This window comes from Agromyces sp. SYSU T00194 (assembly GCF_040496035.1).
Taxonomy (GTDB): Bacteria; Actinomycetota; Actinomycetes; order Actinomycetales; family Microbacteriaceae; genus Agromyces; species Agromyces chitinivorans.
Genome location: NZ_JBEPJZ010000001.1, coordinates 1487321 through 1512069 on the forward strand (window position 1 = coordinate 1487321; position 24749 = coordinate 1512069).

Consider the following 24749-nt stretch of genomic DNA (forward strand, 5'->3'; position numbering starts at 1 on the left):
GCGCCGCCGGCGCGGCATCCGCTCGCTCCTGCGGTGTACCGCGAGTTCTTTTGAATCATTCAAAAGAACCCGCTATGCTGGGGCGCGATGGAACGGCACGGCGAGGCACTGCGCGAGGCGGGACTGCGGGTCACCGCGGGGCGTCTGGCGGTGCTCGACGGGCTCGACGCCCTGCCGCACGTCGACGCCGACCGGCTGCTGCCGTTCGTCGCCGCGCGCGTGCCGACCACCTCGATCCAGTCGGTGCACAACATCCTGTCCGACCTGACCGAGGCCCGGCTCATCCGCCGCATCGTGCCCGCGGGGTCCTCCGCGCTGTACGAACGGCGCATCGGCGACAACCACCACCACCTCGTCTGCCGCAACTGCGGCCGGGTGACCGACGTCGACTGCGCCGTCGGCGCGCCGCCCTGCCTCGAGCCGTCGTCGACCCAGGGGTACGAGATCGAAGCCGCCGAGGTCACGTTCTGGGGCACCTGCCCGACGTGCCGGGCGGATGCCGCGGGCTCGCCGAGCTCGTAGCCGCAGACGTCCGGCCGCGCCGCGGTCGGGAACATGGGCAACCGCACATATTGGAGGAACCATGACCACGCATCCCACCACCACGCAGACCGGCGCGCCGGTCCCGAGCGACGACCACTCGCTCACCGTCGGCAACGACGGCACGACCGCGCTGCACGACCGCTACCTGGTCGAGAAGCTCGCGCAGTTCAACCGCGAGCGCATTCCGGAGCGGATCGTGCACGCCAAGGGCGGCGGCGCGTTCGGCACCTTCGTTGCGACCGGCGACGTCTCGCAGTACACGACCGCTGCGGTCTTCCAGCCGGGCGCCGAGTCGGAGACGCTGCTGCGCTTCTCCAGCGTCGCCGGCGAGCAGGGCTCGCCCGACACCTGGCGCGACGTGCGCGGCTTCTCGGTGAAGTTCTACACGACCGAGGGCAACTACGACATCGTCGGCAACAACACCCCGGTGTTCTTCATCCGCGACGCCATCAAGTTCCCCGACTTCATCCACTCGCAGAAGCGCCTGCCGGGCTCGGGCCTGCGCGACGCCGACATGCAGTGGGACTTCTGGACCCTCTCGCCCGAGTCGGCCCACCAGGTCACCTACCTCATGGGCGACCGCGGCCTGCCGAAGAGCTGGCGTCACCTGCAGGGCTACGGCTCGCACACGTACCAGTGGATCAACGCCGCGGGCGAGCGCTTCTGGGTGAAGTACCACTTCCACTCCAACCAGGGCGTGGAGCGCCTCGACAACGCGGAGGCCGAGGCCATCGCCGGTGCCGACGCCGACCACTACCGCCGCGACCTCTACGAGGCGATCGCGCGCGAGGAGTTCCCGTCGTGGGACGTCAAGGTGCAGGTCATGCCGTACGACGACGCGAAGGACTACCGGTTCAACCCGTTCGACCTCACGAAGATCTGGCCGCACGAGGACTACCCGCTGATCCCGGTGGGCCGCCTCGAGCTGAACCGCAACCCGGAGAACTTCTTCGCCGAGATCGAGCAGGCTGCGTTCTCGCCGGCCAACGTCGTGCCGGGCATCGACATCAGCCCCGACAAGATGCTCATGGCCCGCGTGTTCTCGTACCCCGACGCGCAGCGCTACCGCGTCGGCACGAACTACCAGCAGATCCCGGTGAACGCGCCCCACGCCGCCGAGGTGCACTCGTACACGCGCGACGGCGCCCAGCGCCACCAGTTCCCGCCGGCGACGGCACCGAACTACGCGCCGAACTCGTTCGGCGGCCCGGTCGCCGACCCCGAGCTCGCCCGTGCCGGCTCGTGGGAGTCCGACGGCGCCCTCGTGCGCACCGCCGCGACGCTGCACGCGGAGGACGACGACTTCGGCCAGCCCGGCTCGCTCTACCGCGACGTCTTCGACGCCGAGGCCAAGGCGCGGTTCCTCGAGACGCTGACCGGCCAGGCGCAGGCGATCACGGTCGACGAGATCCGCGAGCGGTTCTTCGTGTACTGGACGAACGTCGACGCCGACCTCGGTGCCTCGCTCCGCTCGGCGCACGCCGGCGACGCGTCCGCCGCGGCGTAGTCCGCGCGAACGATCAGCCCCGTGCGGCCGCCCCCAGGGCGGCGGCTGCACGGGGCATCGCCGTCCCCAGGCCCCAGCGCTCGCCGAGCGACTCGAGGGCGTCCGCGTCCGGTGCCGTGATCCGCGCGTCCTCGGGGTCGAGCCCGAGCGACAGGTCGCGCACGACCTCGACGACCCTCGGGGCCACATCGAGGTAGTCGGATGCCTCGCCGAGCTTCGCGCGCAGCCGGGCAGACATCGACGAGGAGGCATCCGCTGCCGCCTGCCGCACCCCGTCGAGGTCGCCGAACTCGCCGAGCAGGCTCGCCGCGGTCTTCTCGCCGATGCCGGCGACCCCCGGCAGCCCGTCGGAGGTGTCGCCGCGCAGGGCAGCGAAGTCGGCGTACTGCTCGGGCAGCACCCGGTACTTCTCGACGACGGATGCGGCGGTGAGCACCTCGAGCCGGCTCATGCCGCGCGCCGTGTAGACCACCCGCACGTCTCGCGCGTCGTCGACGAGCTGGAACAGGTCGCGGTCTCCGGTCACCACGTCGACCGGCATGATCGCCTGCGACGCGAGGCTGCCGATCACGTCGTCGGCCTCGTGGTCGGGAGCGCCCACGACCGGCACGCCGAGCGCGGCGAGCACCTCGCGGATCACCGGCACCTGCACCTCGAGCGGGTCGGGCACCTCCTCGACCGACGCGCCCGTCTCGACGACCCCGGCGACGCGGTGCGCCTTGTAGCTCGGGATCAGGTCGACCCGCCACTGCGGCCGCCAGTCGTCGTCCCAGCACGCCACGAGGTGGCTCGGGTCGTAGTCGCCGACCAGCTTCGCGATGAACTCGAGCAGCCCGCGCACCGCGTTCACGGGGGTGCCGTCGGGTGCCCGGAGCGTGTCGGGCAGGCCGTAGAACGCCCGGAAGTAGAGCGACGCGGTGTCCAGCAACATGAGTCGGTCGGTCACGACGACAGTCTCGCAGGTCGGTCGGCGGCGGGCGCGACGGCCTCGTGGCGCCCCGATCCGCGACCGCGCTCTCCACACCTGCACGGCTGCGGCCCGGAGCCGCGCGCGCGACTGGTTGGATCGGTGACATGTTCCCCGAGGACTGGTCGTCGCGCTCGCTCATCGTCGCAGGGTCGGCCTTCGTGGTCGTCGCGGCCGGGTTCATCGCGATGGGGGTCGTCTCGGGAGACTTCTTCGCCTGGTTCGTCGGCCTGACCTCGGTGCTGCCCGCCCTCGCGATGCTGGTCAGCGGATCCCGTCGTCGCAGGCGCGACCGCGCGGACACCACGCCCCCGGACGACCGATAGGCAGACCTCCGTCGTGTGCCCTCCGCCCGCTCGGCGACCGGCGGGCTGCACGCCCATGGCGGGGGTCGGGTGCACACTTGAGGGGTGCGGGCGGATGCGACGGTGAGCTGGATCCCGCGGCATTCGACCGATGTCGTGGCGACGCTGTCGCCGTTGCGGCGCAGGCCGGGCGATCCGACGCAGTTCGTCGACGCGGGCGCCGTGTGGCGCACGACGCTCACCGACGAGGGCGCCGCGACCCTGCGGGTGACGCGGCGGGGCGACGCGCTGCACTGCGACGCGTGGGGGCCGGGCGCACGCGCAGCCGTGGCATCCGCACCCGAGCTCGTCGGGGGCGCCGATGACCCGACCGGGTTCGACCCGATCACGCCGCTCGTCGCCGAGGCGCACCGCCGCAACCCCGGGCTGCGGATGCCCCGCACCGGCCGCGTCTTCGAGGCACTCGTGCCCGCGGTGCTCGAGCAGCGGGTCATCTCGGCGCAGGCGCATGCCTCGTGGCGGCACCTGCTGCGCCGGTTCGGCGCGCCCGCACCCGGCCCCGTGCCCCGCCCGATGCGCGTGGTGCCGGCGCCGGGGGAGTGGGCGCGCGTGCCGTCGTGGGAGTGGCACCGCGCGGGCGTCGACCCGGCCAGGTCGCGCACGATCGTGGTGGCCGCCCGCTACGCCGACCGCCTCGAGGAGGCTGCGGCCATGGCGCCCGCCGACGCCATCGCCCGACTCCGCTACGTGCCCGGCATCGGCGAGTGGACCGCCGCCGAGATCGCGCAGCGCGCCTTCGGCGACCCCGACGCACTGTCGGTCGGCGACTACCACCTCTCGAACTACGTCGGCCACGCCATGTTCGGTCGCGACATGACCGACGACGAGATGCTCGAGGCGCTCGAGCCGTGGCGCGGGCACCGTCAGCGGGTCGTGCGGCTGCTGGGTGCGACCGGGGTCCCGGGCAAGCCGCGCCGCGCGCCGCGGGCGGCGTTCGTCGACCACCGCGCGCGCTGAGGTGGCCTACGTCTCCGGGTCGTTGATCCAGTTCGTGAGGAGGTCGGAGACCTCGTCGTAGACGATGCTGTTGGCGTCGTTGTATTCACGGATCTTTGCATTCCACGACTTGATGGCCTCCTCCATCGCCTCCTGCTCCGCCTCCGTGACCTCCGCCCCGCCCGGTGACCCGGATGCGTACGCGTCGTCGGTGACGTCGAACCAGTGCTCGAGTTCGGGGAGGGTGCCCGCGAGTCGTTCCATCTGATCCTCGAACATGTCCTCGAGGTCGCCCAGCTCAGCGGTCCGCTCGTCCTTGGAGATGTTCGCGAACAGGCGCCGACCGTGGTCCACTCCGGCGCGCGCGTTCTCGACAGCGGTCTCGGCGGCCTCGACATCCCCTTGGTTCATCGCCGAGACCGAGTCGTTGATCGGGTCGATGGCCGTTCCGAGGAACGACTGGAGGCGCTCGATGCCGGCGCGCACCCGCTGGGTGAACAGGTAGTCCTCAAGAGCGGCGTCGAGTTCCTCCTGTGTGTCGGCGAACGCGACCTCGCCGAGCGACGCGTCCGTTGCGTCCTCCTTCTCGCTTTCCGACAGCCCGAGACCGATGAGATCGAACTTGATCGGGACTTCGTCCAGGTTCGCGCGCTCCTTGAGATCTTCGAGGTTGCGTCCGCACCCGTCCTCCACGCTGCCAGCGAGCAGCAGGACCTGGCGGTCGCCGGTGAAGCCCTTGAGTGCGTTGATGGCCTGGATTCCCGCGGTGACGACGTTCGACGCGCCGGACGCCTCCAGTGCGGAACTGGCCGACTTGATCGCATCGCTCCGCCCTGACGCGATCGGTACGTCGAAGGAGAGCTGCTCCTCCGCATCGCACTCCTCGACCCCGTACGTGGAGAGGCCGAGCTGTTCTTCGCCGAAGTCGAACAGGTGCTCGGCGACGTTGCCCTGAGCCGCCTCGAGCTTGCTCCCTGCGCCATCGAACGACTCGCCCATCGCCGCAGAGGAGTCGAGCACGATCAGGTAGGCGGGATTCGCCAGGACCACCTGCGCCTGATGGACGAGTGCGCCGGTCGTCAGAAGGCCCCCGGAGACGAGCAACGGCACCGCGATGATCGAGATCCGTCTGGTCGCGTACCGCTTCCAGACCGGCAGCGGATCGCGGATCCAGACGACCAGGGCGACGAGGGAGACGCCGGCAAGGAGTGCCGCGGGGATCTTGAACCAATTCGAGATCGGGAAGATCAGCGTGACGAGCGCGCCGACGATGAACGCGATGATGCCCGTGATCAGTTTCGTGATGTTCGACTCGGCGAGCTCCGCGAGTCGGTTGCGCTTGCCCATGGTGAACCCCTCCCAGCAGTCAGGGGTTCGTGTATTCAGGTGTGTGCGCCACTCCCATAGTGTCCGACGCGGACGCGCGGTGTCCAGCCTGCGGCTCAGGCGCTGTCGCGCGGGAGCATCCTGCCCACCGCCGCGACGGCGTCATGCACCTCGGACACCTCGGCGTGCGCCTCCAACCCGACCGCTGACAGCAGGGCGACGGATGCCTCGGCCTGGCGCGCGCTCGTCTCGATCAGCACGACCCCGCCGGCCGCCAGCCAGCGCGGCGCGGCCTCGGCGATCCGACGGTGCAGCGCGAGGCCGTCGGCACCCCCGTCGAGCGCGACGAGCGGCTCGGCCTCGCGCGCCTCGCGCGGCATGTGGGCGACCTCGTCGGTCGGCACGTAGGGCGCGTTCGCGACGAGGCAGTCGACGCGGCCGAGCAGGTCGCGCGGCAGCGGGGCGTCGAGGTCGCCGACCCCGACGAAGCCCTCGAACTCCGCGAGGTTGCGCCGTGCGTAGCCGGCTGCGACCGGGTCGAGGTCCGCGGCGTGCACGCGCACCGCGACCCCCGCATGCTGCAGTTCCGCGGCCGCCGCCGCGGCGATCGCCGCGACCCCGCAGCACAGCTCGACGAGCACCGCCGGACGCCCGGCGACCCCACGGCACGCTGCCGCCGCGAGCTGCGCGAGGAACTCCGACCGCCGCCGCGGCACGAACACGCCCGGCCCCACGGCCATGTGCCGCCCGCGGAACTCCGCCCACCCGAGCAGGTGCTCGAGGGGTTCGCCGTCGACGCGTCGCCGCACGAGTTCCTCGAGCTCGGAGGCATCCGTCGCCGCCTCGACCAGCAGGGCGGCCTCCTCCTCGGCGAACACGCATCCGGCGGCGCGCAGTCGCGCGACGAGCGCTGTCGGCGTGCCGCCCGGCGCGTCGGACGTCGTCACCCGCTCGTGTCGATCACGTCGAAGTGGTTGCCCTCGGTGTCCTCGAGCACGATCCAGTCGGCGCCCGGTGGGTAGCGGTCCCAGTCGATGTGGCGCGCGCCGAGCCCGACGAGGCGGTCGATCTCCGCACGTTGGTCGTCGGCGTAGAGGTCGAAGTGCATGCGCGGCGGCAGGCTCACGCGCGAGCGATCCTGCGAAAGCGCGATCGACGTGCCGGTGTCCGCGCCCGCCCGCGGATCGAGGATCACCCAGTCCTCGCCGGGCTCGCGCCGCGGCACGTAGTCGAGCGCCGCGCACCAGAACGCCATCGCGCGCCGCAGGTCGTCGACTCCGAGCACGACGGTCCCGATGGTCAGCATGCGGTCACCCTACGCGCGGTCGGTCGACCGGACAACGACCTGCTCGCCGGCCCGCCGGGCGTCCTGCGCGGCGATCCACGCGGCGACCTCGGTGCGCCGGGCCATGCCGAGCTTGGCGAGGATGTGCTCGACGTGCGTCGACACCGTGCTCGGCGAGATCACCAGGGTGCGCGCGATCTCGCGGTTCGTCGCGCCGGTGCCGACCAGGCGCGCGACGTCGACCTCGCGCGCGCTGAGCGGGCCGATGCCGCCCGCGGGGGCATCCGTCGCCGCCTCCGATGCCAGGCGCTCGAGCAGCGGGCTGCCGGCCTTCCGTGCCCACTGCAGGGCGGATGCCGCGTGCGCGGCCGCCTCCGCCGGCCTGCGCGTGCGCGCGCAGGCGTGCGCCAGGTCGACCTCCGCCTGCACGCCCTCCCAGCAGCGGTCGCGTTGGCGCCACCCCGCGGCGGCCCGCTCCAGCAGCTCGCGCGCCCGGCCGGTGCGTCCCTCCGCGAGCAGCAGCACGCCGTCGGCGTGGTCGAGCACGGGCAGGGTGCCCGGAATGCTGCGCCGGCGCACGAGGTCGCCCGTCTCCTCGACCCACGCGCGAGCGACGGCACGATCGCCGAGCCGGGCCCGCAGCCCCGTGAGCACGTGCGGGAAGAGGTACGCGGCGTCGGCCACCTCGCGCGACGCGGCCAGCGCCTCACCGGTGCGGCGGCGCGCCTCGTCGGCGCGGCCGTCGTGCAGGGCGACCTCGGCGAGGCCCCAGAGCGCGGGGGAGAGCCGCTGGAGCTCGCCCATCCGCTCGCCGATCTCGCGCGCCTCGTCGAGGTGCGTCGTCGCGTGCGCGAACCGCGCGCGCCCGAGTTCGAGGTAGCCGAGCACGTGCAGCGCCGTGACGCGCGTCGTGATGCCGCCCTGCCCGTCGGCGAGCACCCGTCGCGCGGCCGTGTCGGCACCGGCCCAGTCGCCGGTCGCCCAGCGCACGTGGGCCTCGTGGGCAGCCAGGTAGTGGTGGTCGTTCCAGCGCTCCGTGCGGGCGGTGTAGTCGACGCCCGCCGCGATGCGGTCCGCGGCGCGCGCGTACTCGACGAGCACCGACGCCGACGAGCCCACCATGCGGAACCCGCGGGACGCCTCGGCCTCCTGCCCGTCGGCGGCGGCCTCCGCGAGTGCCTGCTCGAGCAGCGCCCAGCCCTCGTCCATGCGCCCCGCGAACACGAGATCGCTGCCGAGGGTGGTCGCGATGTTGCGTCGCAGGGCCGGCGCCTCACCGTCGGCGAGACCGGAGCGCGCCGACTCCGCGTAGGCGATGGACTCGTCCAGCCGGCGGTCGAGCATCGTAGCGGCCGCGAGCGACGCGAGCAGGCCGGCGCGCACCTCGGCCGGCACGTCCGCCCGTCCGTCCAGCCGCGCGAGGGCGTCCTCGGCGAGTGCGCGCCTGGTCTCGAGGTCGTCGCCGAGGAGGTGCCGCGCCGCGACGAGGGCGGGTACCAGGCGTGCCGCGGACACCTCGTCGCCCGCGTCGCGGTGCAGCGCCACCGCGCTGCGCAGCTGTGCGGCGGCGGCCGCATTGTCGTCGATCGCGGCGAGCTCCGCCGCGAGGCGCGCACGCAGCGCCGCCCGTTCGCCCGTCGGCGCCGACGACGACATCGTGCGCTCCGCCCGCCGGTAGAGGTCGACGGCCTCGCGGTGCGCGGAGACCCGCACGGCGTCGGCCGCCGCGGCCAGGGCGTGCCGGTGCGCCTCGGCGGCGCGGCCCGCGTGCTCGAACTGGTCGGACACGAGCGCGTCGGAGAATCCCGCCGCGACGGCGGCGTCGGCGACCGCGCCGTGCAGGCGGCGCCGGTGCAGGGGAGGGATGGCGCCGTACACCGCGTCGCGGATGAGCGCGTGCCGGAAGTCGAACCGCCGCCCGTCGGTACCCGGCACCACCAGCAGCGCCGTGCGGAGCGCGAGGATCGCATCGTCGACGGCATCGTGGTCGCGGTCGGTCGCGGCCGCCAGCAGGTCGACGTCGAACGAACGCCCGACCACGGCGGCGACCTCGAGCAGGTCGCGCGCGCCGGGGTCGAGGCACTCGACCCGCACGAGCACCGCATCGCCGACGGTGTCGGGCACGGCGTCGTCGCCGTCCCCGTCGGCCGAGGCGGCGAGCAGTTCCTCCACGTGCAGCGGGATGCCGTCGCCACGCTGGGCGAGCCGGCGCACGGTCTCGGTCGAGGCCACGCGTCCGGTGATCGACTCGATCATCGCGCGCGTGCCGTCCGGGTCGAGTCGCGCCAGTCGGGCCTCCTCGGCGGCGCGCCGGGCGACCAGCCGGCCACGCCAGGCGCGCAGCGACGAGCGGGGGTACAGCTCGTCGCTGCGATACGTGGCGATGACCATGGCCCCCGGCGGCACGCCGTCGACCACGCGCTCGAGCACGTCGAGGCTGAGGTCGTCGGCCCAGTGCAGGTCCTCGATCGCGAGCACGGCAGGAGCCGGGCGGAGCAGCTCGAGGCAGGTGGCGGCGAGGTCGCCGACGAGGATGCGACGACGGCGCGCGGCATCCGCGCCGCTCGCGTCCGGCTCGCCGGCGAGCAGCCCGCGCAGGCGTCGACCCGCCGCGTGGGCCCGCACCGAGCGGGCGGCGGTGTCCTCTGCGGCGGTGTCCTCCGCACCGGCGTCCTCCGCGCCGATCCGCTCGGCGAGGAGCGCCTCCGCGAGGGCGAGCAGCAGGCTCCCCGCGACCTCGGAGTCGCGCGGGTACGCTCCCGCCGCGTGGAGCGCCGTGCCGTGCGGCAGCCGCTCGCCGATCTCGCCCAGCAACCGGGTCTTGCCGATGCCCGCCTCTCCGGCCAGGAGCAGCACCTCGCCGCGTTCGCGGGATGCGGCCAGGCGCCGCTCCGCGAGGGCGAGAAGGTCGGCCCTGCCGACCAGCAGCGGGCAGACCCGGGACGGGGCGTCCGGCATCGACGGGTCCGCGGGCGGCATGCGGCCAGTGTATTGACCCTGCGGGACGCGACCGACCGCCGCCGGCCGGCTCCGGGACATGATCGGTCGCACGACCGATGCCCGGCGCGGGCGCGACCGCCATCGTGGAGGTCCTACGGAAGGAGCCAGCGATGGCACAGTTCATGGATGTCCACGAGGGATTCGTCGGCGTGACGACGGACCAGCTCTCGGCGGCGCACGACGCCGACCTCGCGATCGAGTCGGAGGAGGGCGTGCACTTCGAGCACGCGTGGATCGACTCGGCCAGCGGCAAGGTGTGGTGCCTGTCGACCGGCCCCTCGAAGGAGGCGGTCATGCGCGTCCACGAGCGCGCCGGTCACCCGACGGCCGAGGTCTACGAGCTCACCGGCGAGGTCTGAGCGCGCGGTGCCCGGGCGGAACGGGACCCGAACCCGGTCCGCCCGGGCACGCGTCGGCGGCGCGGTTCAGAACACGTCGGGGCTGGGCGTCGATGCCTGGCGGATCGACACGTCGGCGTGGCGGTCGAACCGGTAGCCGACGCCGCGGACCGTGCGCACGATGTCCTCGTAGTGGGCGAGCTTCGAGCGCAGCCGCCGCACGTGCACGTCGATGGTGCGCTCGTTCGGCGCGTCGTCGGCGTCGCCCCAGAGCCCGTCGATGAGCTCGTGGCGGTCGATCGTGCGACCCTCGCGGAGCACGAGGTACTGCAGGAGCTCGAACTCCTTGTAGGTGAGGCCGGCGGGATCGCCGTCGAGCAGCACGCGCTTGCGCGAGATGTCGATGATGACCCCGTCGGGGTGCCGGTCGGCGTCGGGCTCGTCGCCGCGCTGCTGGGCGAGTGCGGTCGGCTCCTGGAGCGCGAGGCGCACGACGTCGACGTCGCGGCCGCCGGCGCCCTCGGGGGCCAGCGCGACCGCGGCGTACGTCTCGGCCGACGGTGCCAGCTCGGCGGTCAGGCGGCGCAGCTCGGCGACGATGGCGTGCAGGCTCGTGCCGTCTGCGGCGGCCTTCGCCTCGTCGATGCCGACGTAGAAGACGAAGCCGCGGGCCTCGGAACCCTCGGGCACGGCGCGGATGCGCGGAGCGGGCTCGGCCGCAGGTGCTGCGGCGGGCTGCCGGTCGGCGAGGCGCACCGCGGGGCGGACGACGGGAGCGGGCGAGGAGAGCTGGGCCAGAGACATCGTGGGTTCCTTCGTGATGATGCGGATCGACCCGGCGCGGCGGAGGGCGCTGGAGCGGGTCGGTGTTGCGCGGGCCCCATGGGCGGGGCGGGGCGGACGTGCCGATCGGGCGTGTCCGGGAGCGGCGCCGCCGGGATCTCGGCGGACTGGACTGCTCGACGTGGACCTGGGGTCAGCGGCACATTCGACAGCACATGCGCGCGCGGCCGGGCATCATCATGCCGGCATGCCCGATCGCCTCGATGGAGGTCGGGGTGCGCGTGGTGTCGGTCATGCGGGCAAGTAAAGCGGAGCCGTCGGGAGCGTGTCAATTCGCTTCGGGACGTCCGGCACTCCGCCCGGCGCAGTGGGTGCGCGTGCATCGGCACGGCGTGGGAGGAAGCCCCGTCATTCGACGTAACCGTGAAGAAGATTCGACGAAGCGAGATTCTGCAAAATCTTCAGCGATCGAATCGCGCCCTGCGCCGATCCAGCCGAAGAACCTGCACATCAGGGCCGATCCGCCGCAGGGCGTGCGATCCGCACCGACCCGGAGTTCGAGCTCAGACGGTGCCGTAGAGGCGATCCCCGGCGTCGCCCAGGCCGGGCACGATGAAGCCGTGCTCGTTCAGGTGGTCGTCGAGGGCGCCGAGCACGACGGTGACGTCCCGGCCCTGCATGGCCTCCTCGACGGCGCGCAGGCCCTCGGGCGCGGCGAGGATGCACACGGCCGTCACGTCCTGCGCGCCGCGGGCGAGCAGGTAGTCGATCGCCGCGATGAGCGAGCCCCCGGTCGCGAGCATCGGGTCGAGCACGAAGCACTGCCGGTCGGAGAGGTCGTCGGGCAGTCGCTCGGCGTAGGTCGTCGGCTGGAGGGTCTCCTCGTCGCGCGCCATGCCGAGGAAGCCCACCTCGGCGCTCGGCAGCAGCGTCGTCATGCCGTCGAGCATGCCGAGGCCCGCACGCAGGATCGGCACGATGATGGGTCGCGGCTCGGCGAGGCGCACGCCGGTCGTCGGCGCCACCGGGGTCACGATGTCGACCGGCTCGACGCGCACGTTGCGCGTGCCCTCGTAGGCGAGGAGGGTCATGAGCTCGGAGACCAGCGACCGGAAGACCGGCGACGGCGTGTCCTGGTCGCGGAGCACCGTGAGCTTGTGCGTGATGAGCGGGTGGTCGGCGACGTGGACTCGCATGCCCGCCAGTCTAGGCCGCGCCGCCCCGCGCGCGCATGCCGCGGATAGGCTCGGGAGCGACCCGGAACGTGAGGGGGAGCGGATGCCGCACGACGCGCGCCACGAGGCGTGGATGCGCCGCGCGCTCGCCGAGGCCGCGGCCGCCCCCGGGCTGTCGGGCGACGTGCCGGTGGGGGCCGTCGTGGTGGCCGCCGACGGCCGCGTGATCGCCGCCGCCCGCAACGAGCGCGAGGCGGTCGGCGACCCCACCGCCCACGCCGAGGTGCTGGCGATCCGCCGGGCCGCCGAGGCCACGGGCGACTGGCACCTGACGGGCTGCACCCTGGTGGTCACGCTCGAGCCGTGCGTCATGTGCGCGGGGGCGATCGTCTCCGCGCGCGTGCCCACCGTCGTGTTCGGCGCCTGGGACGACAAGGCGGGCGCCGCGGGCTCGCTCTACGACGTGCTGCGCGACCGCCGCCTGAACCACCGCGCGGAGGTCTTCGCGGGCGTGCTCGAGGCCGAGTCGGCGGCGCTGCTGCGCGGGTTCTTCGACGACCCGTCCCGTCGCGGCGACCGCTGAGCGGGCCCGGCGACCCGCGGGTCAGGCCGCGGTGCTGCGCGCCGGCTGCTCGATGCCGTCGAGGTACGCCTCGAGCAGGGCGGCGGATGCCTCCTGCATCCGCTCGCCGTACCGGCCGCGCTCCTCGCGCAGCCGCCCGACGCTGAGCCCGTACCCGGGCAGGTCGTCGCCCCAGAGCGCGATCCAGTCCTCGTGGATCTGCTCGGTGACCTCGGGGTGGAACTGCACGGCGAGCAGCCAGTCGCCGCGGCCGAACGCCTGGTTCGGGTACTGCGCCGAACCGGCGAGCCGCGTCACCCCGTCGGGCAGGTCGAACGAGTCGTGGTGCCACTGCACGACGGGCACGCCGGAGACGTGGCGCACGGGCGAGCGCGCACCCGCGGGGGTCGGCACGACGTCGATCCAGCCGACCTCGGGCGCCGGTCCGGTGTAGACCCGGGCGCCGAGCGCACGTGCGAGCAGCTGCGCACCGAGGCAGACCCCGAGCACGGGGGCCTCGGCGGCGATGCGCGCGCGCAGCAGTTCGAGCTCGTCGGCGAGGTACGGGTACCGGCCGAGGTCGGTCGCCGACTCGTCGCCGCCCAGCACGAGCACGAGGTCGTGCGCGAGCGGCTCGACGGCCGGGACCTCGCCGGCGGGGGCGTCGGCGAACACGATGCGGTACCCGCGGCGTTCGAGCACGGGCCCGAGGTTGCCGAGCCCGATGGCCGTGTCGTGGCGCACGACGAGCACCGTGCGCACGGGCGTCAGTCCAGCCCCTTGATGACGATCACGTCGGTCGCCGGCGTGGCCTTCGGGTCGATCCACACGTCGGGCTCGAAGTAGAGCACGCGCGCCACCGGCACCGCCTCGCGCACGCGCCGCTCGATCGCGTTCGTCGCCACTGCGACCTCGAGCAGCCGCTGGTCGGCGCGGAACGCGACCTTCGCCGCCACCATCAGCTCGTCGGGCCCGAGGTAGAGCGTCTTCATGTGGATGATCCGCTCGATCTCGCCGCCCGCGAGGATCGCCTGCTCGATCGCGCGCACGTCGGAGGGGTTCGCGCCCTCGCCCACCAGCAGGCTCTTGGTCTCGATGCCGAGCACGATCGCGACGACGATGAGCAGCGTGCCGATGCACAGGGTGCCGATCGCGTCCCAGACGCCGTCGCCCGTGATGACGGTGAGCCCGACGCCGATGAACGCCAGCACCAGGCCGATGAGCGCGGCGACGTCCTCGAGCAGCACCACGGGCAGCTCGGGCGCCTTCGCCCGGCGCACGAACTGGAACCACGACCGGTCGCCACGGGTCTTGTTCGACTCGATGATCGCGGTGCGCAGCGAGAAGCCCTCGAGCACCATGGCGATCGCGAGCACCAGCAGCGGCAGCCACCAGACCTCGAGCGGGTGCGGGTCTGCGAGCTTCTCGATGCCCTCGTAGATGGAGAACACGCCGCCGACGGAGAACAGGATGATCGCGACGACGAAGGCGTACACGTAGCGCTCGCGGCCGTAGCCGAACGGATGCTCCTGGTCGGCCTCGCGCTTGGCCTGCCGCCCGCCCCAGATGAGCAGGAGCTGGTTGCCCGAGTCCGCGAGCGAGTGCACGCCCTCCGCGAGCATCGACGACGAGCCGGAGAAGAACCACGCGACGAACTTGGTGATCGCGATGCCGAGGTTCGCGAGGAAGGCCGCGATGATGGCTCTGGTTCCGCCGGACGCACTCATGGGGCAATCCTAGGATGGAGCCGTGACCACCTCCGTCGTTCTGCCCACAATCGCATTCCTGGGCGCGGGCTCGATGGCGCGCGCCGTCCTCGCCGGCCTGCTGCAGCCCGGCGTGGAGGTCGAGGGCGGGGTGCGGGCGACCAACCGCAGCGCGGCCCGGGCCGCCGAGCTCGACGAGCACGAGACGGTCACGTCGTATGCGACCGAGACGGATGCGGCCGCCAACCGCACCGCGGTGGCGGGCGCGCGCATCGTGGTCGTCGCGGTCAAGCCCGGCATGGTGCCCGACCTCCTCGACGAGATCGCGGACGCCCTCGAGCCGGGCGCGCTCGTGGTCAGCGTGGCCGCGGGCGTCACGATCGCCACGTTCGAGGCGCACCTGCCCGAGCACGTGCGCGTGATCCGCTCGATGCCGAACACCCCCGCGGTGGTCGGTCGGGCGGTGACCGGGCTCTCGGCCGGCACGCGCTCCACCGACGAGGACCTCGAGCTGGCCGTGTCCCTGTTCGAGACCGTCGGCCGGGTGCTGGTGGTTCCGGAGTCGCAGCTCGACGCGCTGTCGACGATCTCCGGCTCCGGCCCCGCCTACGTCTTCTACCTGATCGAGCAGCTCACCGCGACGGCGATCGCGAAGGGCTTCACCCCCGAGCAGGCCGCGCTCATGGTGGAGGGCACGTTCCGCGGTGCGAGCGAGCTGCTCGCGGCATCCGACGACCCGCCCGCGGAGCTCCGCCGGCGGGTCACCAGCCCGAACGGCACCACCGAGCGCGCCATCGCCGTGCTCGAGGCATCCGGCCTCCAGGACGTGTTCGACCGCGCCACCGACGCGGCGCTCGCGCGCGCCCGGGAACTCGCCGCCGGCGCCTGAACCGCGCGCGGGACGCGGCGGTCGCGCGACGCCAGCGCCGCGCTACTCGAGTGGGGCGCTACTCGAGTGCGGCGAACTTCTCGATGTCGCCCTCGGTGCCCGACACGATGATGAGGTCGTGGTTCGAGACCACCGTCTGCTCGGTCGCGTAGGTGAACGGCTTGCCCGGGCTCTTCACGCCGACGACGGTGACGTTGTGCTTGGTGCGCACGCCCGACTCGGTGAGGTTCTTGCCGCGGATCGGCCGGGGCGGGTACATCTTCACGAGCGCGAAGTCGTCGTCGAACTCGATGAAGTCGAGCATGCGGCCGCTCACGAGGTGCGCGGTGCGCTCACCGGCCTCGGCCTCGGGGTAGATGACGTGGTTCGCGCCGATGCGCTCGAGGATCTTGCCGTGCGACTGGCTGATCGCCTTCGCCCAGATCTGGGGGATCTTGAGGTCGACCAGGTTGGCGGTGATGAGCACGGACGCCTCCACCGACGAGCCCACCGCGCAGACGGCGATCGAGAAGTCCTGCGCGCCGATCTGCCGCAGCGCGTCGATCGACTTGGCGTCGGCGACGACGGCGTGGGTGACGCGCTCCGACCACTTCTGCACGAGCGACTCGCTCGCGTCGATGGCGAGCACCTCGCGGCCGAGGCGGTCGAGCTGCCCGGCGGTCGCGGCGCCGAACCGGCCGAGGCCGATCACGAGCACCGGTGCGTCGTGTCTGATGCGGTCAACCAACGATGGGCCTCTCTTCCGGCCGCCTGAACAACTGCCTGCGCTGGCTCGCGGCGAGGGCCGCGGCCAGCGTCACTGTACCAACGCGACCGGCCCACATCGTGGCCGACAGGATGTACTTCACCGAATCGGGGGACCTCGCGGGCAGGTCGGTGCTGAGTCCGCAGGTCGCGAACGCCGAGATCGTGTCGAACAGCACGACGTCCAGCGGCTCCTTGGTGATGTGCAGCACCGCGATCGCGGCGGTCGCGACGATCGTCGCGCCCCACAGCACGACGCTCACCGAGAGGCGGAGCACGTCGTTCGGGATGCGGCGCTCGAAGACGTTCATCGACTGGTCGCCGCGCGCCTCCGCGAACGCCGCGAGGAAGAGCACCGCGAGCGTGGTGACCTTGATGCCGCCGGCGGTCGACGCCGAGCCGCCGCCGACGAACATGAGCATGTCCATGCCGAGCAGGGTCGACCCGTTCATCTGCGCCACGTCGACGGTCGAGAAGCCGCCCGACCTCGTCATCATCGACAGGAACGTCGCGGTGATGGGGCGGAACCACGGATCCTGGGAGCCGAGCGTCGGCTGGTGGTTCCACTCCAGGGTGCCGATGAACGCCGCGCCCACGACCAGCAGTCCGAGGGTGGTGACCAGGGTGAGCTTCACGTGCACCGACAGTCGTGCGCGGAAGCGCGCCTTGCGGGCGAGGGCGAAGATCACGGGGAAGCCGACGCTGCCGAGGAGGACGCCGAAGCCGATGACCGTCAGCATCCACACGTCCTCGGCGAACGGCGCCATGCCCTCGACCGTCGGCACGAAGCCCGTGTTGGTGAAGGCCGACGCCGCGAAGTAGAAGCCCTTCCAGATCGCCGGCCACGGCTCCCAGCCGAGGATCAGCAGGTGCGGCACGATCAGGGCGGTGAGCACGAGCTCGATCGCCAGCACGCTCACGGCGACCGTGGTGAGCAGCCCGCCGATCTCCCCGAGCCGCACGGCCTGGCTCTCCGCGATGGGACCGGCGTGGGTGCGCATCGGGTTCGTGTCGCTGGCCGCGATGAGCTTCTGGCGCAGGCCGAGCCGGCGCGACACGACGAGGCCGAGGATCGACGCGAGCGTCAGCACGCCGATGCCGCCGACCTGGAGGCCGAGCAGGATGGCCACATTGCCGAACGTCGACCAGTGCGTCGCCATGTCGACCGTGACCAGGCCGGTCACGCAGATGGCGCTGACCGCCGTGAAGAGCGCGTCGGCGAGCGGGGTGGCCGAGCGGTCGGCGGCGGAGATCGGCAGGGCGAGCACCGCGGTGAGGATGAGGATCAGCGCCGTGAAGATGAGGATGGCGAATCGCGCGGGCGAGCTCTCCGCGAGTCCCGAGGCGAAGTTGCGCGCGCGGCGCAGGCCCGTGGCGCGCTCCCCGACCTCCGTGCGCATCATGTCCTTCCGCGTATCCGCGTCGAGGCCGAACCCCCCGGCGGCCTCACCGGTGAGTCATGGTACTCCTGAACGGGAATGACTAGCCTTGACCCATGGCGGACATCTTCGACGTGGTGGCGGATTCGACCAGGCGAGAGATTCTCGGCGTGCTCCGTGAACGGGCCGAGACCGCGGGAGACGGGGTCGGCGAGCTCAGCGTCTCCGACATCGTCGCCGCGCTCGGACTCAGCCAGCCGACGGTCTCCAAGCACCTGAAGGTGCTGCGCGAGGCAGGTCTGGTGCTGGTGCGCGAGGAGGGCCAGCACCGCTACTACCACCTCGTCGCCGAGCCGCTGGAGGCGATCGAAGACTGGCTCTACCCCTTCGTGTCGGGCGAGGACGCGGGTCGCGTGGCCGAACTGGCGGTCGAGACCCTGCGCACCGAGCAGCGCGCGTTCGCCGAGGCGCTCGGCAAGGCGTGGGCTGAGACCGCCCACCAGGTCACGTCGACGACGCAGCGCGCCAGCACCGCCGTGAAGGGCGCCACGCAGAAGCTCAAGTCCTGAGGGAGACGATCGGCGATGTCGGGTGGACTGGCGGACGTGCGGTTCCTCACCGTGGCGGAGGTCGCTGCCATCATGCGAGTGTCGCGCATGACCGTATACCGCCTGGTGCATGCGGGTGAGCTGCCGGCGATCCGGTTCGGGCGGTCGTTCCGCGTACCGGAGTCCGCGGTCGTCGACGCGGTGCACCACGGCGTCGCCGACCGCGCCTGAGCGCCCGTCTCGGGCGGAATCGGCTAGACTATCCCGAGGCATCTCGCCCGAGGCCGCGGCACGCCCGGCCGACCCCGAACGTTCTGTGAGGTAATCCGTGGGTTCTGTGATCAAGAAGCGTCGCAAGCGCATGGCGAAGAAGAAGCACCGCAAGCTCCTTCGCAAGACGCGCCACCAGCGCCGCAACAAGAAGTAGTCGCCCGCGACTGCGCCCGAGCCCCGAGCCGAACGGCCCGGGGCTTCGTGCTGTCTAAGGTGGGTTCCATGAGCACCGACGCGCCCGCCACGGGCATCCGCATCACCCTGCTGGGCAAGCCCGGCTGCCACCTCTGCGACGACGCGCGCGAGGTCGTGCAGGCGGTGCGCGACGAGGTCGCGGCACTGCCCGACGGGCCGGCCCTCGCCTACGAGGAGTCGTCCATCCTTGACGACGAGGCGCTCCGCGAGCGGTACTGGGAGCAGATCCCGGTGCTCCTCATCGACGGCGAGGAGCACGCGCACTGGCGCGTCGACCCGGTGCGGCTGAAGGCCGCCCTGCTCGAGCGCGCGTAGCCGGGCGTCCGGGTCGCCGCGGGGGAACGCGACGAGGGGCGGTGCCGACGTCGGCACCGCCCCTCGTGGTTCGCGCGGCCGGGTCAGGCCACGTTGTTCGAATCCGGCTTGAGGGCCTTCTCCTTGAGGAGCGCGAACTCGGCGTCGGAGATGGTGCCGGCCTCGTGCAGCGCCTTCGCCTTCGCGATCTCGTCCGCGGCGCTCGTCGGCGTCACGACCTGGCGGATGTAGGACTCCTGCGCGTCCTGCGCGGCCTTGACCTGCGCGGCCTGCCGCTTCGCCATGCTCGGGCCGCGGGCGATCAGGTAGACGAGCGCGGTGAGGAGGGGAACGAAGATCAGGAAGATGATCCAGAGGGCCTTCCACCAGCCGCTGAGCTCGTGGTCGCGGAAGATGTCGACCAGGATGGTGAAGAGCACCATCAGGTAGGCGATCCAGATGAAGATCACGAACGACACCCAGATGATGTCCCAGAACGATTCCCAGAAGCTCATTACGAACCTTTCACGGAGTATGCGTCGGGGGTGGGGTCCCCCGCCCAGACCCGACCGTAGCGCGGTTGGCGGCGCCGCGTCTACGACCGCGGGGCGGTGTCGTCGGATGCATCGCCCGGCGGTTCCGCCGCGTCCTGATGCGGATCCGCCGTGGTCGCCGGCTCGCGTGACTCCTCGCGGTACCGGCGGGCGAAGTAGCCCGCGATCGGCACGTCCGTCGAGGAGTGCGCGACGATCGAGATGACGATGGCGACGACGATGATGTGGAACATCGCGTCGGCGTCGGGCGCGCCCGACTGCAGCACCAGGATGCCGTAGAGCACCGACGCGAACCCCTTGGGCCCGAACCACGCGGCGGTGAGCCGCTCCTGCCACGGCATGCCGCTGCCGATGAGCGAGACCTCGACGGCGACCGGCCGCGCGACGATCAGCAGGAGGATCGCGAACACGTACCCGCCGAGCGGCACGTCCGCGAGGAACGCGGGCGAGATGAGCGCGCCGAACATGAGCACCGCGAGCAGCTTGATGAGCTCGGTGAACTGCTCGCCGAACTCGCGGTACGCCTCGCGCATCTCGGGTGCGGCGGTGGCGATCGTGATGCCCGCGGCGAAGGCGGCGAGGTAGAGGTTCGCGTGGGTGAGCTCGCAGATGCCCAGCACCAGCAGCCCGACCGCGACCGGCGTGAGCGATGCGTAGAGCGGGGTGCGCGAGAACATCCGCCGGCGCACGAGCCAGCTGACGACGAGCGGCACGACGATGCCCACGACGATGCCGAGCGAGAGCTCCTCGAGGAGCTGGAGCGGCTCGGCGTCGGGCCCGCCGACCGCGGCGATGAGGAACAGCACGACCGGCAGCGCGAGGCCGTCGTTCAGCCCGGACTCCACGCCGAGCAGGTGCCGCACCCGGTACGGGATCTCGCCGCGCCCGACGATCGCCGACGCGAACACCGGGTCGGTCGGCGCGAGCACCGCGGCGACGAGCAGCGCCTGCGTCCAGTCCAGGCCGACCAGCCAGACGCCGAGCAGCGCCGAGATGACGAAGGTCAGGGGCATCCCGAGCAGCAGCGCACGACCCGGCAGCCGCCACGCCTCGCGCAGCTCGCGGAGGCCGACCTGCTGGCCGTCGGTGAACAGCACGACGAACAGCGCGAGGGAGGAGATGATCTCCACGGTCGGGTCGTCCGTGTCGAAGTGCACGAACCCGGCCATGCCGTCGCCGACCAGGAACCCCGCGACGAGGAACAGCACGGTCGTCGACAGCACGGTGCGGTGCGCGAGTCCCGAGATCAGGATCGCGACCAGCAGGACGACGGCGAAGACGAGGAGGAGTTCCACCCTCGCTACTCTGCCGGAGCGGCGGCGGTCGTGTCGATGGCGCGCGCGTCGCGACCCGCGAGCGGATGCCGCCTCAGCCCGCCGGTTCCTCCTCGACCCGCATCTCGGGCAGGCGCGCGACGAGCAGCCAGCCGGGGAGGATCAGCACGCACAGCATGGGCAGCAGGGCGATGTCGCCGACGACCACGATCGCGATGAACAGCGACAGCCAGCCGTCGCGCACCACCACGAGGCAGACGCCGAGCACGGCCGCGGCCATCGCGACCGGCAGCGGGATCGCGGGCACGAGCGCGACCGCGAGGATGCCGATCGCGCCGCCGATGAAGATGGTCGGGAAGATGCGTCCGCCGCGGAATCCCGCTGCGGCGGCGATGAGCAGCGCGACGATCTTGACGAGCACGATGCCCGCGAGTTGCCAGCCGTCGTATTCGGCGGCGTCCTTCGTGAGCTCCTGCAGTTCCTCGAGCCCCTTGAAGAGCGTGATGGGGCCGCCGATCGCGCCGAGCAGCCCGAGGACGAGCCCGCCGATCGTGAGCGGGATGATCGGGTTCCGCAGCGCGTGGAACATGCGGTGCAGTGGCCGCAGGCCGTAGACGAGGGCGAGTCCGGCCGCGATTGCGGCGAGCAGCACGAGCACGCCCCACAGGAAGTCGATCGCCGCCGGCGCATCGTACGAGGGCGTGCCGGCCGAGAGCCCGTAGGAGCCGAGGAAGTGCATCGTGATCGATCCGGCGGCCGCGGCCATGAGCGGTGCGAACATGCGGTCCCACAGCGGGCGCTTCGAGGGCACCGCGATCGCGACGCTCGTGACCAGCAGCGCCGCGCCGACCGGCGAGCCGAACAGCGCGCCCACGGTGCCGGCGACGACGATCACGGTGAGCGGTCCGATGGGCAGCTGCGGCAGGAACCGCTTGGCCGCCCAGGCCGCGAGCGCGATGTTGATGGCGAGGGTCGGCCCCTCGGGGCCGAGGCTCACGCCCATCGACAGCGTGATGATCGCCGCGAGGGCCACTCCGGGAACCGCGGACATCGCCATCGGCGACGGGAACAGCGACTCGGCCGCCGGGTCCTCTCCGCCGTGCCCCGGCATGAAGCGCACGATCAGCCCGGTGAGCAGGCCGGCGAGCGTGAGCACGCCGATGATCCAGAGCGGATCGTCGCCCGAGACGCCCGCCCAGCCGGGCACGAGGTCCCAGAAGAACCGGTCGACCCACTCGGAGACGAGGTCGAGGGCCGCCAGTACCAGCGCGGAGCCGATGCCGATGACGATCGCCGGGATCGACAGCTGCAGCAGCAGCTTCGGGTCGGACCTCCCGGTACCGTCGGGCACCTCGGCAGCCGCCGTCTCCTCGGCCATGCGTCCTCCCCGCAGGTTCGCCCTCGGGGGTCAGACTAGCGGCTAGGGCAGCAGGCGCGTCGGGCCGCGGAAGAGGTAGGTGACCTCGCGGATCGACGCCTCGTGCAGCATGAGCATCAGCACGCGCGCGAGCCCCATGCCGAACCCGCCGTGGGTCGGGGCGCCGTAGCGGAAGAAGTCGAGGTAGAACTCGAGCTCCTCGGGCTCGAGGCCCTTCTCCTTCGCCTGGGCGACGAGCACGTCGACGCGGTGCTCGCGCTGGGCGCCGGTCGAGATCTCCACGCCGTTGAACAGCAGGTCGTAGCTGTTCGTGAGCGTCGGGTCGCCCTCGTGGCGCATGTGGTAGAACGGCCGGATGTTCGAGGCGTAGTCGGTGAGGAACACGAACTCGTGGCCGAACTCCTCCTTCACGTACGCCGCGATCTGCCGCTCGCCCTCGGGGTCCATGTCCTCGTCCTCGCGGGGCACGACGTACCCGCGCTCGGCGACGATCTCCTTGGCGCGCGCGAGCGGGATGCGCGGGAACGGCGTGGCCGGCACCGTGACCTCGACGTCGAACAGCTCGGCGATCTCGTCGCCGTGGCGCTCCTTGACCGCGCTGAACCCGGCGACGAGGAGCTCCTCGTGCATCTGCATCACGTCTTCGTGCGAGTCGATCCAGCTCATCTCGGCGTCGACCGAGGTGAACTCGGTGGCGTGCCGCGAGGTGAACGAGGGGTCGGCGCGGAAGGCGGGGCCGACCTCGAAGACCTTGCCGAAGCCGGCGACCTGCGCCATCTGCTTGAAGAACTGCGGGCTCTGCGCCAGGTACGCCTTGCCGTCGAAGTACTCGATCTCGAACAGCTCGGCGCGCGACTCCGAGGCGGAGGCCATGAGCTTCGGGGTCTGGATCTCGACGAAGCCGCGCTCGACCCAGTAGCTGCGCCAGGCGTGCAGCAGCGTCGTCTGGATCTTGAAGATGAGGGCCTGCTTCGGGTTGCGCAGGTCGAGGAAGCGCCAGTCGAGGCGCTTGTCGAGGCTCGAGTCGGCGGCGATCGGCGTCTCGGGCAGCGCCTCGGTGACGACCTCGAGCGTGCCGATCTTCACCTCGAGCCCGCCGAGCTTGACGCGCTCGTCGTGCTTCAGGTCGCCGGTCACGGTCACGAACGAGCCGTGGGCGAGCGCCGAGATCTGCTCGGTGATGGCCAGGCGGGCGGATGCCTCGGGCGCGGCGTCCTCCGCGAGCTCGCGCACGGCCGGGTTCACGAGCTGCACGGCACCCGACTCGTCGCGCAGGATGACGAACTGCACCTTCTTCTGGTCGCGGACGGTCTCGACCCATCCGGAGACGCTGACGGGGCCGTCCTCGAGGGCGGCGAGGTGCTTGACGAGGGTGCGGGTGCTCACGGCCGACCATCCTACCCGCGCGCGCCTGTGCGCCGAACGGGTGCGCCCGCCGCCTGCTGCCCGCGCATTCTCGGCGTTCTCATGGGAACGCGCTGCCTAGACTGGGTGCCGTGCCGGCCGACCAGATCCATCTCGTGCGCCACGGCGAGGTCTTCAACCCCCAGGGCGTGCTCTACGGCCGTCTCCCCGGCTACGGCCTCTCGTCGCTGGGCCGCCAGATGGCGCAGGCCGCCGCCGACGACCTCCTCGCCCGCGGACGCACGACGACCGCCCTCTACGCGTCCCCACTCCAGCGCACCCAGCAGTCGGCGGAGCCGATCTCGGCGGCGTTCGGCCTGGAGCCCGTGCTCGAGGAGCGCGTGATCGAGCCCGCCAACCGCTTCGAGGGCAAGCGCATGACGGGCGCGGGCGGTGCGCTGCGCGACGTGCGCAACTGGCCGTTCCTCGTCAACCCGTGGGAGCCGAGCTGGGGCGAGCCGTTCGGCTCGATCGCCGACCGCATGGTCGCCGCGATGGCCGATGCCGCCGACGCCGCCGAGTCCGGCGACGTCGTCTTCGTCTCCCACCAGCTCCCGATCTGGATGGTGCACCGTCGCGTCACGGGCAGCCGCCTGTCGCACGACCCGCGGCGCCGCCGGTGCGCGCTGTCGAGCATCACGACGTTCGAGCGTCGGGGCGGCCGCTTCGTCGAGGTCGGCTACCGCGACCCGGCCGCACCGCTGGCCGTCGCCGCGACCGACGTGGGGGCCGTGTGATGCGCCGTCTCGCGGCCGTGGCGCTCGCCGCGGCATCCGTCGTCGTGCTGGCCGGCTGCGGCTCCGACCCGCTCGCGGAGCAGTACCGCGACGGCAGCGGCAAGAACTACATCGCCGGCGACGGCACGATCTCCGAGATCGCGCCCGGCGAGCGCGGCGAGCCGGTCGCGTTCGCGGGCGAGTCGATCGAGGGAGAGCCGGTCTCCTCCGACGACTACGCGGGCGAGGTCGTCATCGTGAACTTCTGGTACGCCGGCTGCGCCCCGTGCCGGGCGGAGGCGCCCGACCTGCAGGCGATCAGCGAGCAGTACGCCGGCGAGGGCGCCAGCGTGCTCGGCGTCAACGTGCGCGACCAGGCGCCGACCGCGGCGAGCTTCGAGTCGGACTACGGCATCACCTACCCGTCGATCGTCGACGCGAACGACGGCGCCGTGCAGCTCGCGTTCGCGGGAGACGTGCCCCCGAACGCGGTGCCGACCACGCTCGTGCTCGACGCGGAGGGCCGCATCGCCGCGCGCATCCTGGGCCAGCTCAACCGGTCGAACCTGCAGACGATCGTCGACGACGTGCTCGACGAGGGCGCCTGA

At 72.2% G+C, this 24749-nt stretch carries 28 protein-coding genes; 13 read left to right on the forward strand and 15 right to left on the reverse strand.

The annotated features are described in order from the left end of the window. Positions 1-87 precede the first annotated feature (87 nt). Positions 88-522 carry a Fur family transcriptional regulator gene (locus tag ABZK10_RS06905; protein ID WP_353808440.1) on the forward strand — a complete coding sequence of 145 codons (435 nt, stop codon included), beginning with the start codon at positions 88-90 and terminating at the stop codon, positions 520-522. A gap of 61 nt (positions 523-583) precedes the next feature. Beyond that, positions 584-2050, forward strand: coding sequence for a catalase (locus ABZK10_RS06910; protein WP_353808441.1), 1467 nt, complete (start codon positions 584-586; stop codon positions 2048-2050). 13 nt (positions 2051-2063) lie between these two features. Here the strand turns inward: ABZK10_RS06910 and ABZK10_RS06915 are convergent, their stop codons facing one another. After that, positions 2064-2996, reverse strand: coding sequence for a 5'-3' exonuclease (locus tag ABZK10_RS06915; protein ID WP_353808442.1), 933 nt, complete (start codon positions 2994-2996; stop codon positions 2064-2066). Between the two features lie 128 nt (positions 2997-3124). Between ABZK10_RS06915 and ABZK10_RS06920 the strand changes: the two genes are divergently transcribed. Continuing rightward, complete coding sequence (locus tag ABZK10_RS06920) at positions 3125-3343, forward strand: hypothetical protein (protein ID WP_353808443.1); 219 nt, start codon at positions 3125-3127, stop codon at positions 3341-3343. Positions 3344-3445: 102 nt separating this feature from the next. Further along, entirely contained in the window at positions 3446-4339 is an 894-nt protein-coding gene (locus tag ABZK10_RS06925; RefSeq protein WP_353808444.1) for a DNA-3-methyladenine glycosylase family protein, read from the forward strand. Positions 4340-4345: 6 nt separating this feature from the next. Here the strand turns inward: ABZK10_RS06925 and ABZK10_RS06930 are convergent, their stop codons facing one another. The 4 genes from ABZK10_RS06930 to ABZK10_RS06945 all read right to left on the reverse strand — a co-directional run bounded on the left by ABZK10_RS06930 (position 4346) and on the right by ABZK10_RS06945 (position 9908). Further along, positions 4346-5665 carry a hypothetical protein gene (locus ABZK10_RS06930; RefSeq protein WP_353808445.1) on the reverse strand — a complete coding sequence of 440 codons (1320 nt, stop codon included), beginning with the start codon at positions 5663-5665 and terminating at the stop codon, positions 4346-4348. A 95-nt stretch (positions 5666-5760) separates the two neighbouring features. Then, a complete protein-coding gene (locus tag ABZK10_RS06935; RefSeq protein WP_353808446.1) occupies positions 5761-6591 on the reverse strand; it encodes a putative protein N(5)-glutamine methyltransferase in 831 nt (276 codons plus the stop codon). Beyond that, entirely contained in the window at positions 6588-6950 is a 363-nt protein-coding gene (locus ABZK10_RS06940; protein WP_353808447.1) for a VOC family protein, read from the reverse strand. Before ABZK10_RS06940 ends, ABZK10_RS06935 begins: the two co-directional genes overlap by 4 nt. Positions 6951-6959: 9 nt before the next feature. Continuing rightward, positions 6960-9908, reverse strand: coding sequence for a helix-turn-helix transcriptional regulator (locus ABZK10_RS06945; RefSeq protein ID WP_353808448.1), 2949 nt, complete (start codon positions 9906-9908; stop codon positions 6960-6962). A gap of 131 nt (positions 9909-10039) precedes the next feature. Here ABZK10_RS06945 and ABZK10_RS06950 point away from each other — a divergent pair, with 131 nt between their 5' ends. Then, complete coding sequence (locus tag ABZK10_RS06950) at positions 10040-10288, forward strand: SCO4226 family nickel-binding protein (protein WP_353808449.1); 249 nt, start codon at positions 10040-10042, stop codon at positions 10286-10288. A gap of 66 nt (positions 10289-10354) precedes the next feature. Here the strand turns inward: ABZK10_RS06950 and ABZK10_RS06955 are convergent, their stop codons facing one another. Together ABZK10_RS06955 and upp are read right to left on the reverse strand one after the other, a co-directional pair. Then, on the reverse strand, positions 10355-11071 hold the full coding sequence (locus ABZK10_RS06955; protein WP_353808450.1) for a winged helix-turn-helix domain-containing protein: 717 nt from the start codon (positions 11069-11071) through the stop codon (positions 10355-10357). Positions 11072-11613: 542 nt separating this feature from the next. Further along, positions 11614-12246: a uracil phosphoribosyltransferase gene (upp, locus tag ABZK10_RS06960; RefSeq protein WP_353808451.1), complete on the reverse strand. Its 633-nt coding sequence runs from the start codon at positions 12244-12246 to the stop codon at positions 11614-11616. 82 nt (positions 12247-12328) lie between these two features. Here upp and tadA point away from each other — a divergent pair, with 82 nt between their 5' ends. Then, positions 12329-12808, forward strand: coding sequence for a tRNA adenosine(34) deaminase TadA (gene tadA, locus ABZK10_RS06965; protein ID WP_353808452.1), 480 nt, complete (start codon positions 12329-12331; stop codon positions 12806-12808). A 21-nt stretch (positions 12809-12829) separates the two neighbouring features. Here the strand turns inward: tadA and ABZK10_RS06970 are convergent, their stop codons facing one another. Both ABZK10_RS06970 and ABZK10_RS06975 read right to left on the reverse strand, forming a co-directional pair. Beyond that, positions 12830-13549, reverse strand: coding sequence for a glutamine amidotransferase-related protein (locus tag ABZK10_RS06970; protein WP_353808453.1), 720 nt, complete (start codon positions 13547-13549; stop codon positions 12830-12832). A 5-nt stretch (positions 13550-13554) separates the two neighbouring features. Next, the gene (locus tag ABZK10_RS06975) at positions 13555-14514 is read right to left on the reverse strand and encodes a cation diffusion facilitator family transporter (RefSeq protein WP_353808454.1); all 960 of its coding nucleotides are present in this window, start codon (positions 14512-14514) and stop codon (positions 13555-13557) included. Positions 14515-14536: 22 nt separating this feature from the next. Between ABZK10_RS06975 and proC the strand changes: the two genes are divergently transcribed. Continuing rightward, a complete protein-coding gene (proC, locus tag ABZK10_RS06980; RefSeq protein WP_353808455.1) occupies positions 14537-15382 on the forward strand; it encodes a pyrroline-5-carboxylate reductase in 846 nt (281 codons plus the stop codon). Between the two features lie 58 nt (positions 15383-15440). On the opposite strand, the gene ABZK10_RS06985 is transcribed toward proC, so the two are convergent. Both ABZK10_RS06985 and ABZK10_RS06990 read right to left on the reverse strand, forming a co-directional pair. Then, positions 15441-16109: a potassium channel family protein gene (locus ABZK10_RS06985; protein ID WP_286307765.1), complete on the reverse strand. Its 669-nt coding sequence runs from the start codon at positions 16107-16109 to the stop codon at positions 15441-15443. Further along, on the reverse strand, positions 16102-17526 hold the full coding sequence (locus ABZK10_RS06990) for a TrkH family potassium uptake protein (RefSeq protein ID WP_436408526.1): 1425 nt from the start codon (positions 17524-17526) through the stop codon (positions 16102-16104). The genes ABZK10_RS06985 and ABZK10_RS06990 overlap by 8 nt, the downstream gene beginning before the upstream one ends. A gap of 95 nt (positions 17527-17621) precedes the next feature. Here ABZK10_RS06990 and ABZK10_RS06995 point away from each other — a divergent pair, with 95 nt between their 5' ends. From ABZK10_RS06995 to ABZK10_RS07010, 4 genes are all read left to right on the forward strand, one after another. Next, entirely contained in the window at positions 17622-18074 is a 453-nt protein-coding gene (locus ABZK10_RS06995; RefSeq protein WP_353808457.1) for an ArsR/SmtB family transcription factor, read from the forward strand. 15 nt (positions 18075-18089) lie between these two features. Continuing rightward, positions 18090-18284, forward strand: coding sequence for a helix-turn-helix domain-containing protein (locus ABZK10_RS07000; protein WP_353808458.1), 195 nt, complete (start codon positions 18090-18092; stop codon positions 18282-18284). Positions 18285-18381: 97 nt separating this feature from the next. After that, positions 18382-18480: a 30S ribosomal protein bS22 gene (locus ABZK10_RS07005; RefSeq protein WP_003792170.1), complete on the forward strand. Its 99-nt coding sequence runs from the start codon at positions 18382-18384 to the stop codon at positions 18478-18480. 68 nt (positions 18481-18548) lie between these two features. Next, positions 18549-18836, forward strand: a complete 288-nt coding sequence (locus ABZK10_RS07010; RefSeq protein WP_353808459.1) for a glutaredoxin family protein — start codon at positions 18549-18551, stop codon at positions 18834-18836. Between the two features lie 83 nt (positions 18837-18919). Here the strand turns inward: ABZK10_RS07010 and ABZK10_RS07015 are convergent, their stop codons facing one another. The 4 genes from ABZK10_RS07015 to aspS all read right to left on the reverse strand — a co-directional run bounded on the left by ABZK10_RS07015 (position 18920) and on the right by aspS (position 23407). Continuing rightward, positions 18920-19330, reverse strand: a complete 411-nt coding sequence (locus tag ABZK10_RS07015) for a PLDc N-terminal domain-containing protein (protein ID WP_353808460.1) — start codon at positions 19328-19330, stop codon at positions 18920-18922. Between the two features lie 80 nt (positions 19331-19410). Next, positions 19411-20664 carry a cation:proton antiporter gene (locus ABZK10_RS07020; RefSeq protein WP_353808461.1) on the reverse strand — a complete coding sequence of 418 codons (1254 nt, stop codon included), beginning with the start codon at positions 20662-20664 and terminating at the stop codon, positions 19411-19413. 73 nt (positions 20665-20737) lie between these two features. After that, positions 20738-22021 carry an ion channel protein gene (locus tag ABZK10_RS07025; RefSeq protein WP_353808462.1) on the reverse strand — a complete coding sequence of 428 codons (1284 nt, stop codon included), beginning with the start codon at positions 22019-22021 and terminating at the stop codon, positions 20738-20740. A gap of 42 nt (positions 22022-22063) precedes the next feature. Then, a complete protein-coding gene (gene aspS, locus ABZK10_RS07030) occupies positions 22064-23407 on the reverse strand; it encodes an aspartate--tRNA(Asn) ligase (protein ID WP_353808463.1) in 1344 nt (447 codons plus the stop codon). A 110-nt stretch (positions 23408-23517) separates the two neighbouring features. On the opposite strand from aspS, the gene ABZK10_RS07035 reads away from it, so the two are divergent. Beyond that, positions 23518-24162 (forward strand): histidine phosphatase family protein, encoded by a 645-nt coding sequence (locus ABZK10_RS07035; protein ID WP_353808464.1) that lies wholly within the window; start codon positions 23518-23520, stop codon positions 24160-24162. Then, positions 24162-24749: a TlpA family protein disulfide reductase gene (locus ABZK10_RS07040; RefSeq protein WP_353808465.1), complete on the forward strand. Its 588-nt coding sequence runs from the start codon at positions 24162-24164 to the stop codon at positions 24747-24749. The genes ABZK10_RS07035 and ABZK10_RS07040 overlap by 1 nt, the downstream gene beginning before the upstream one ends.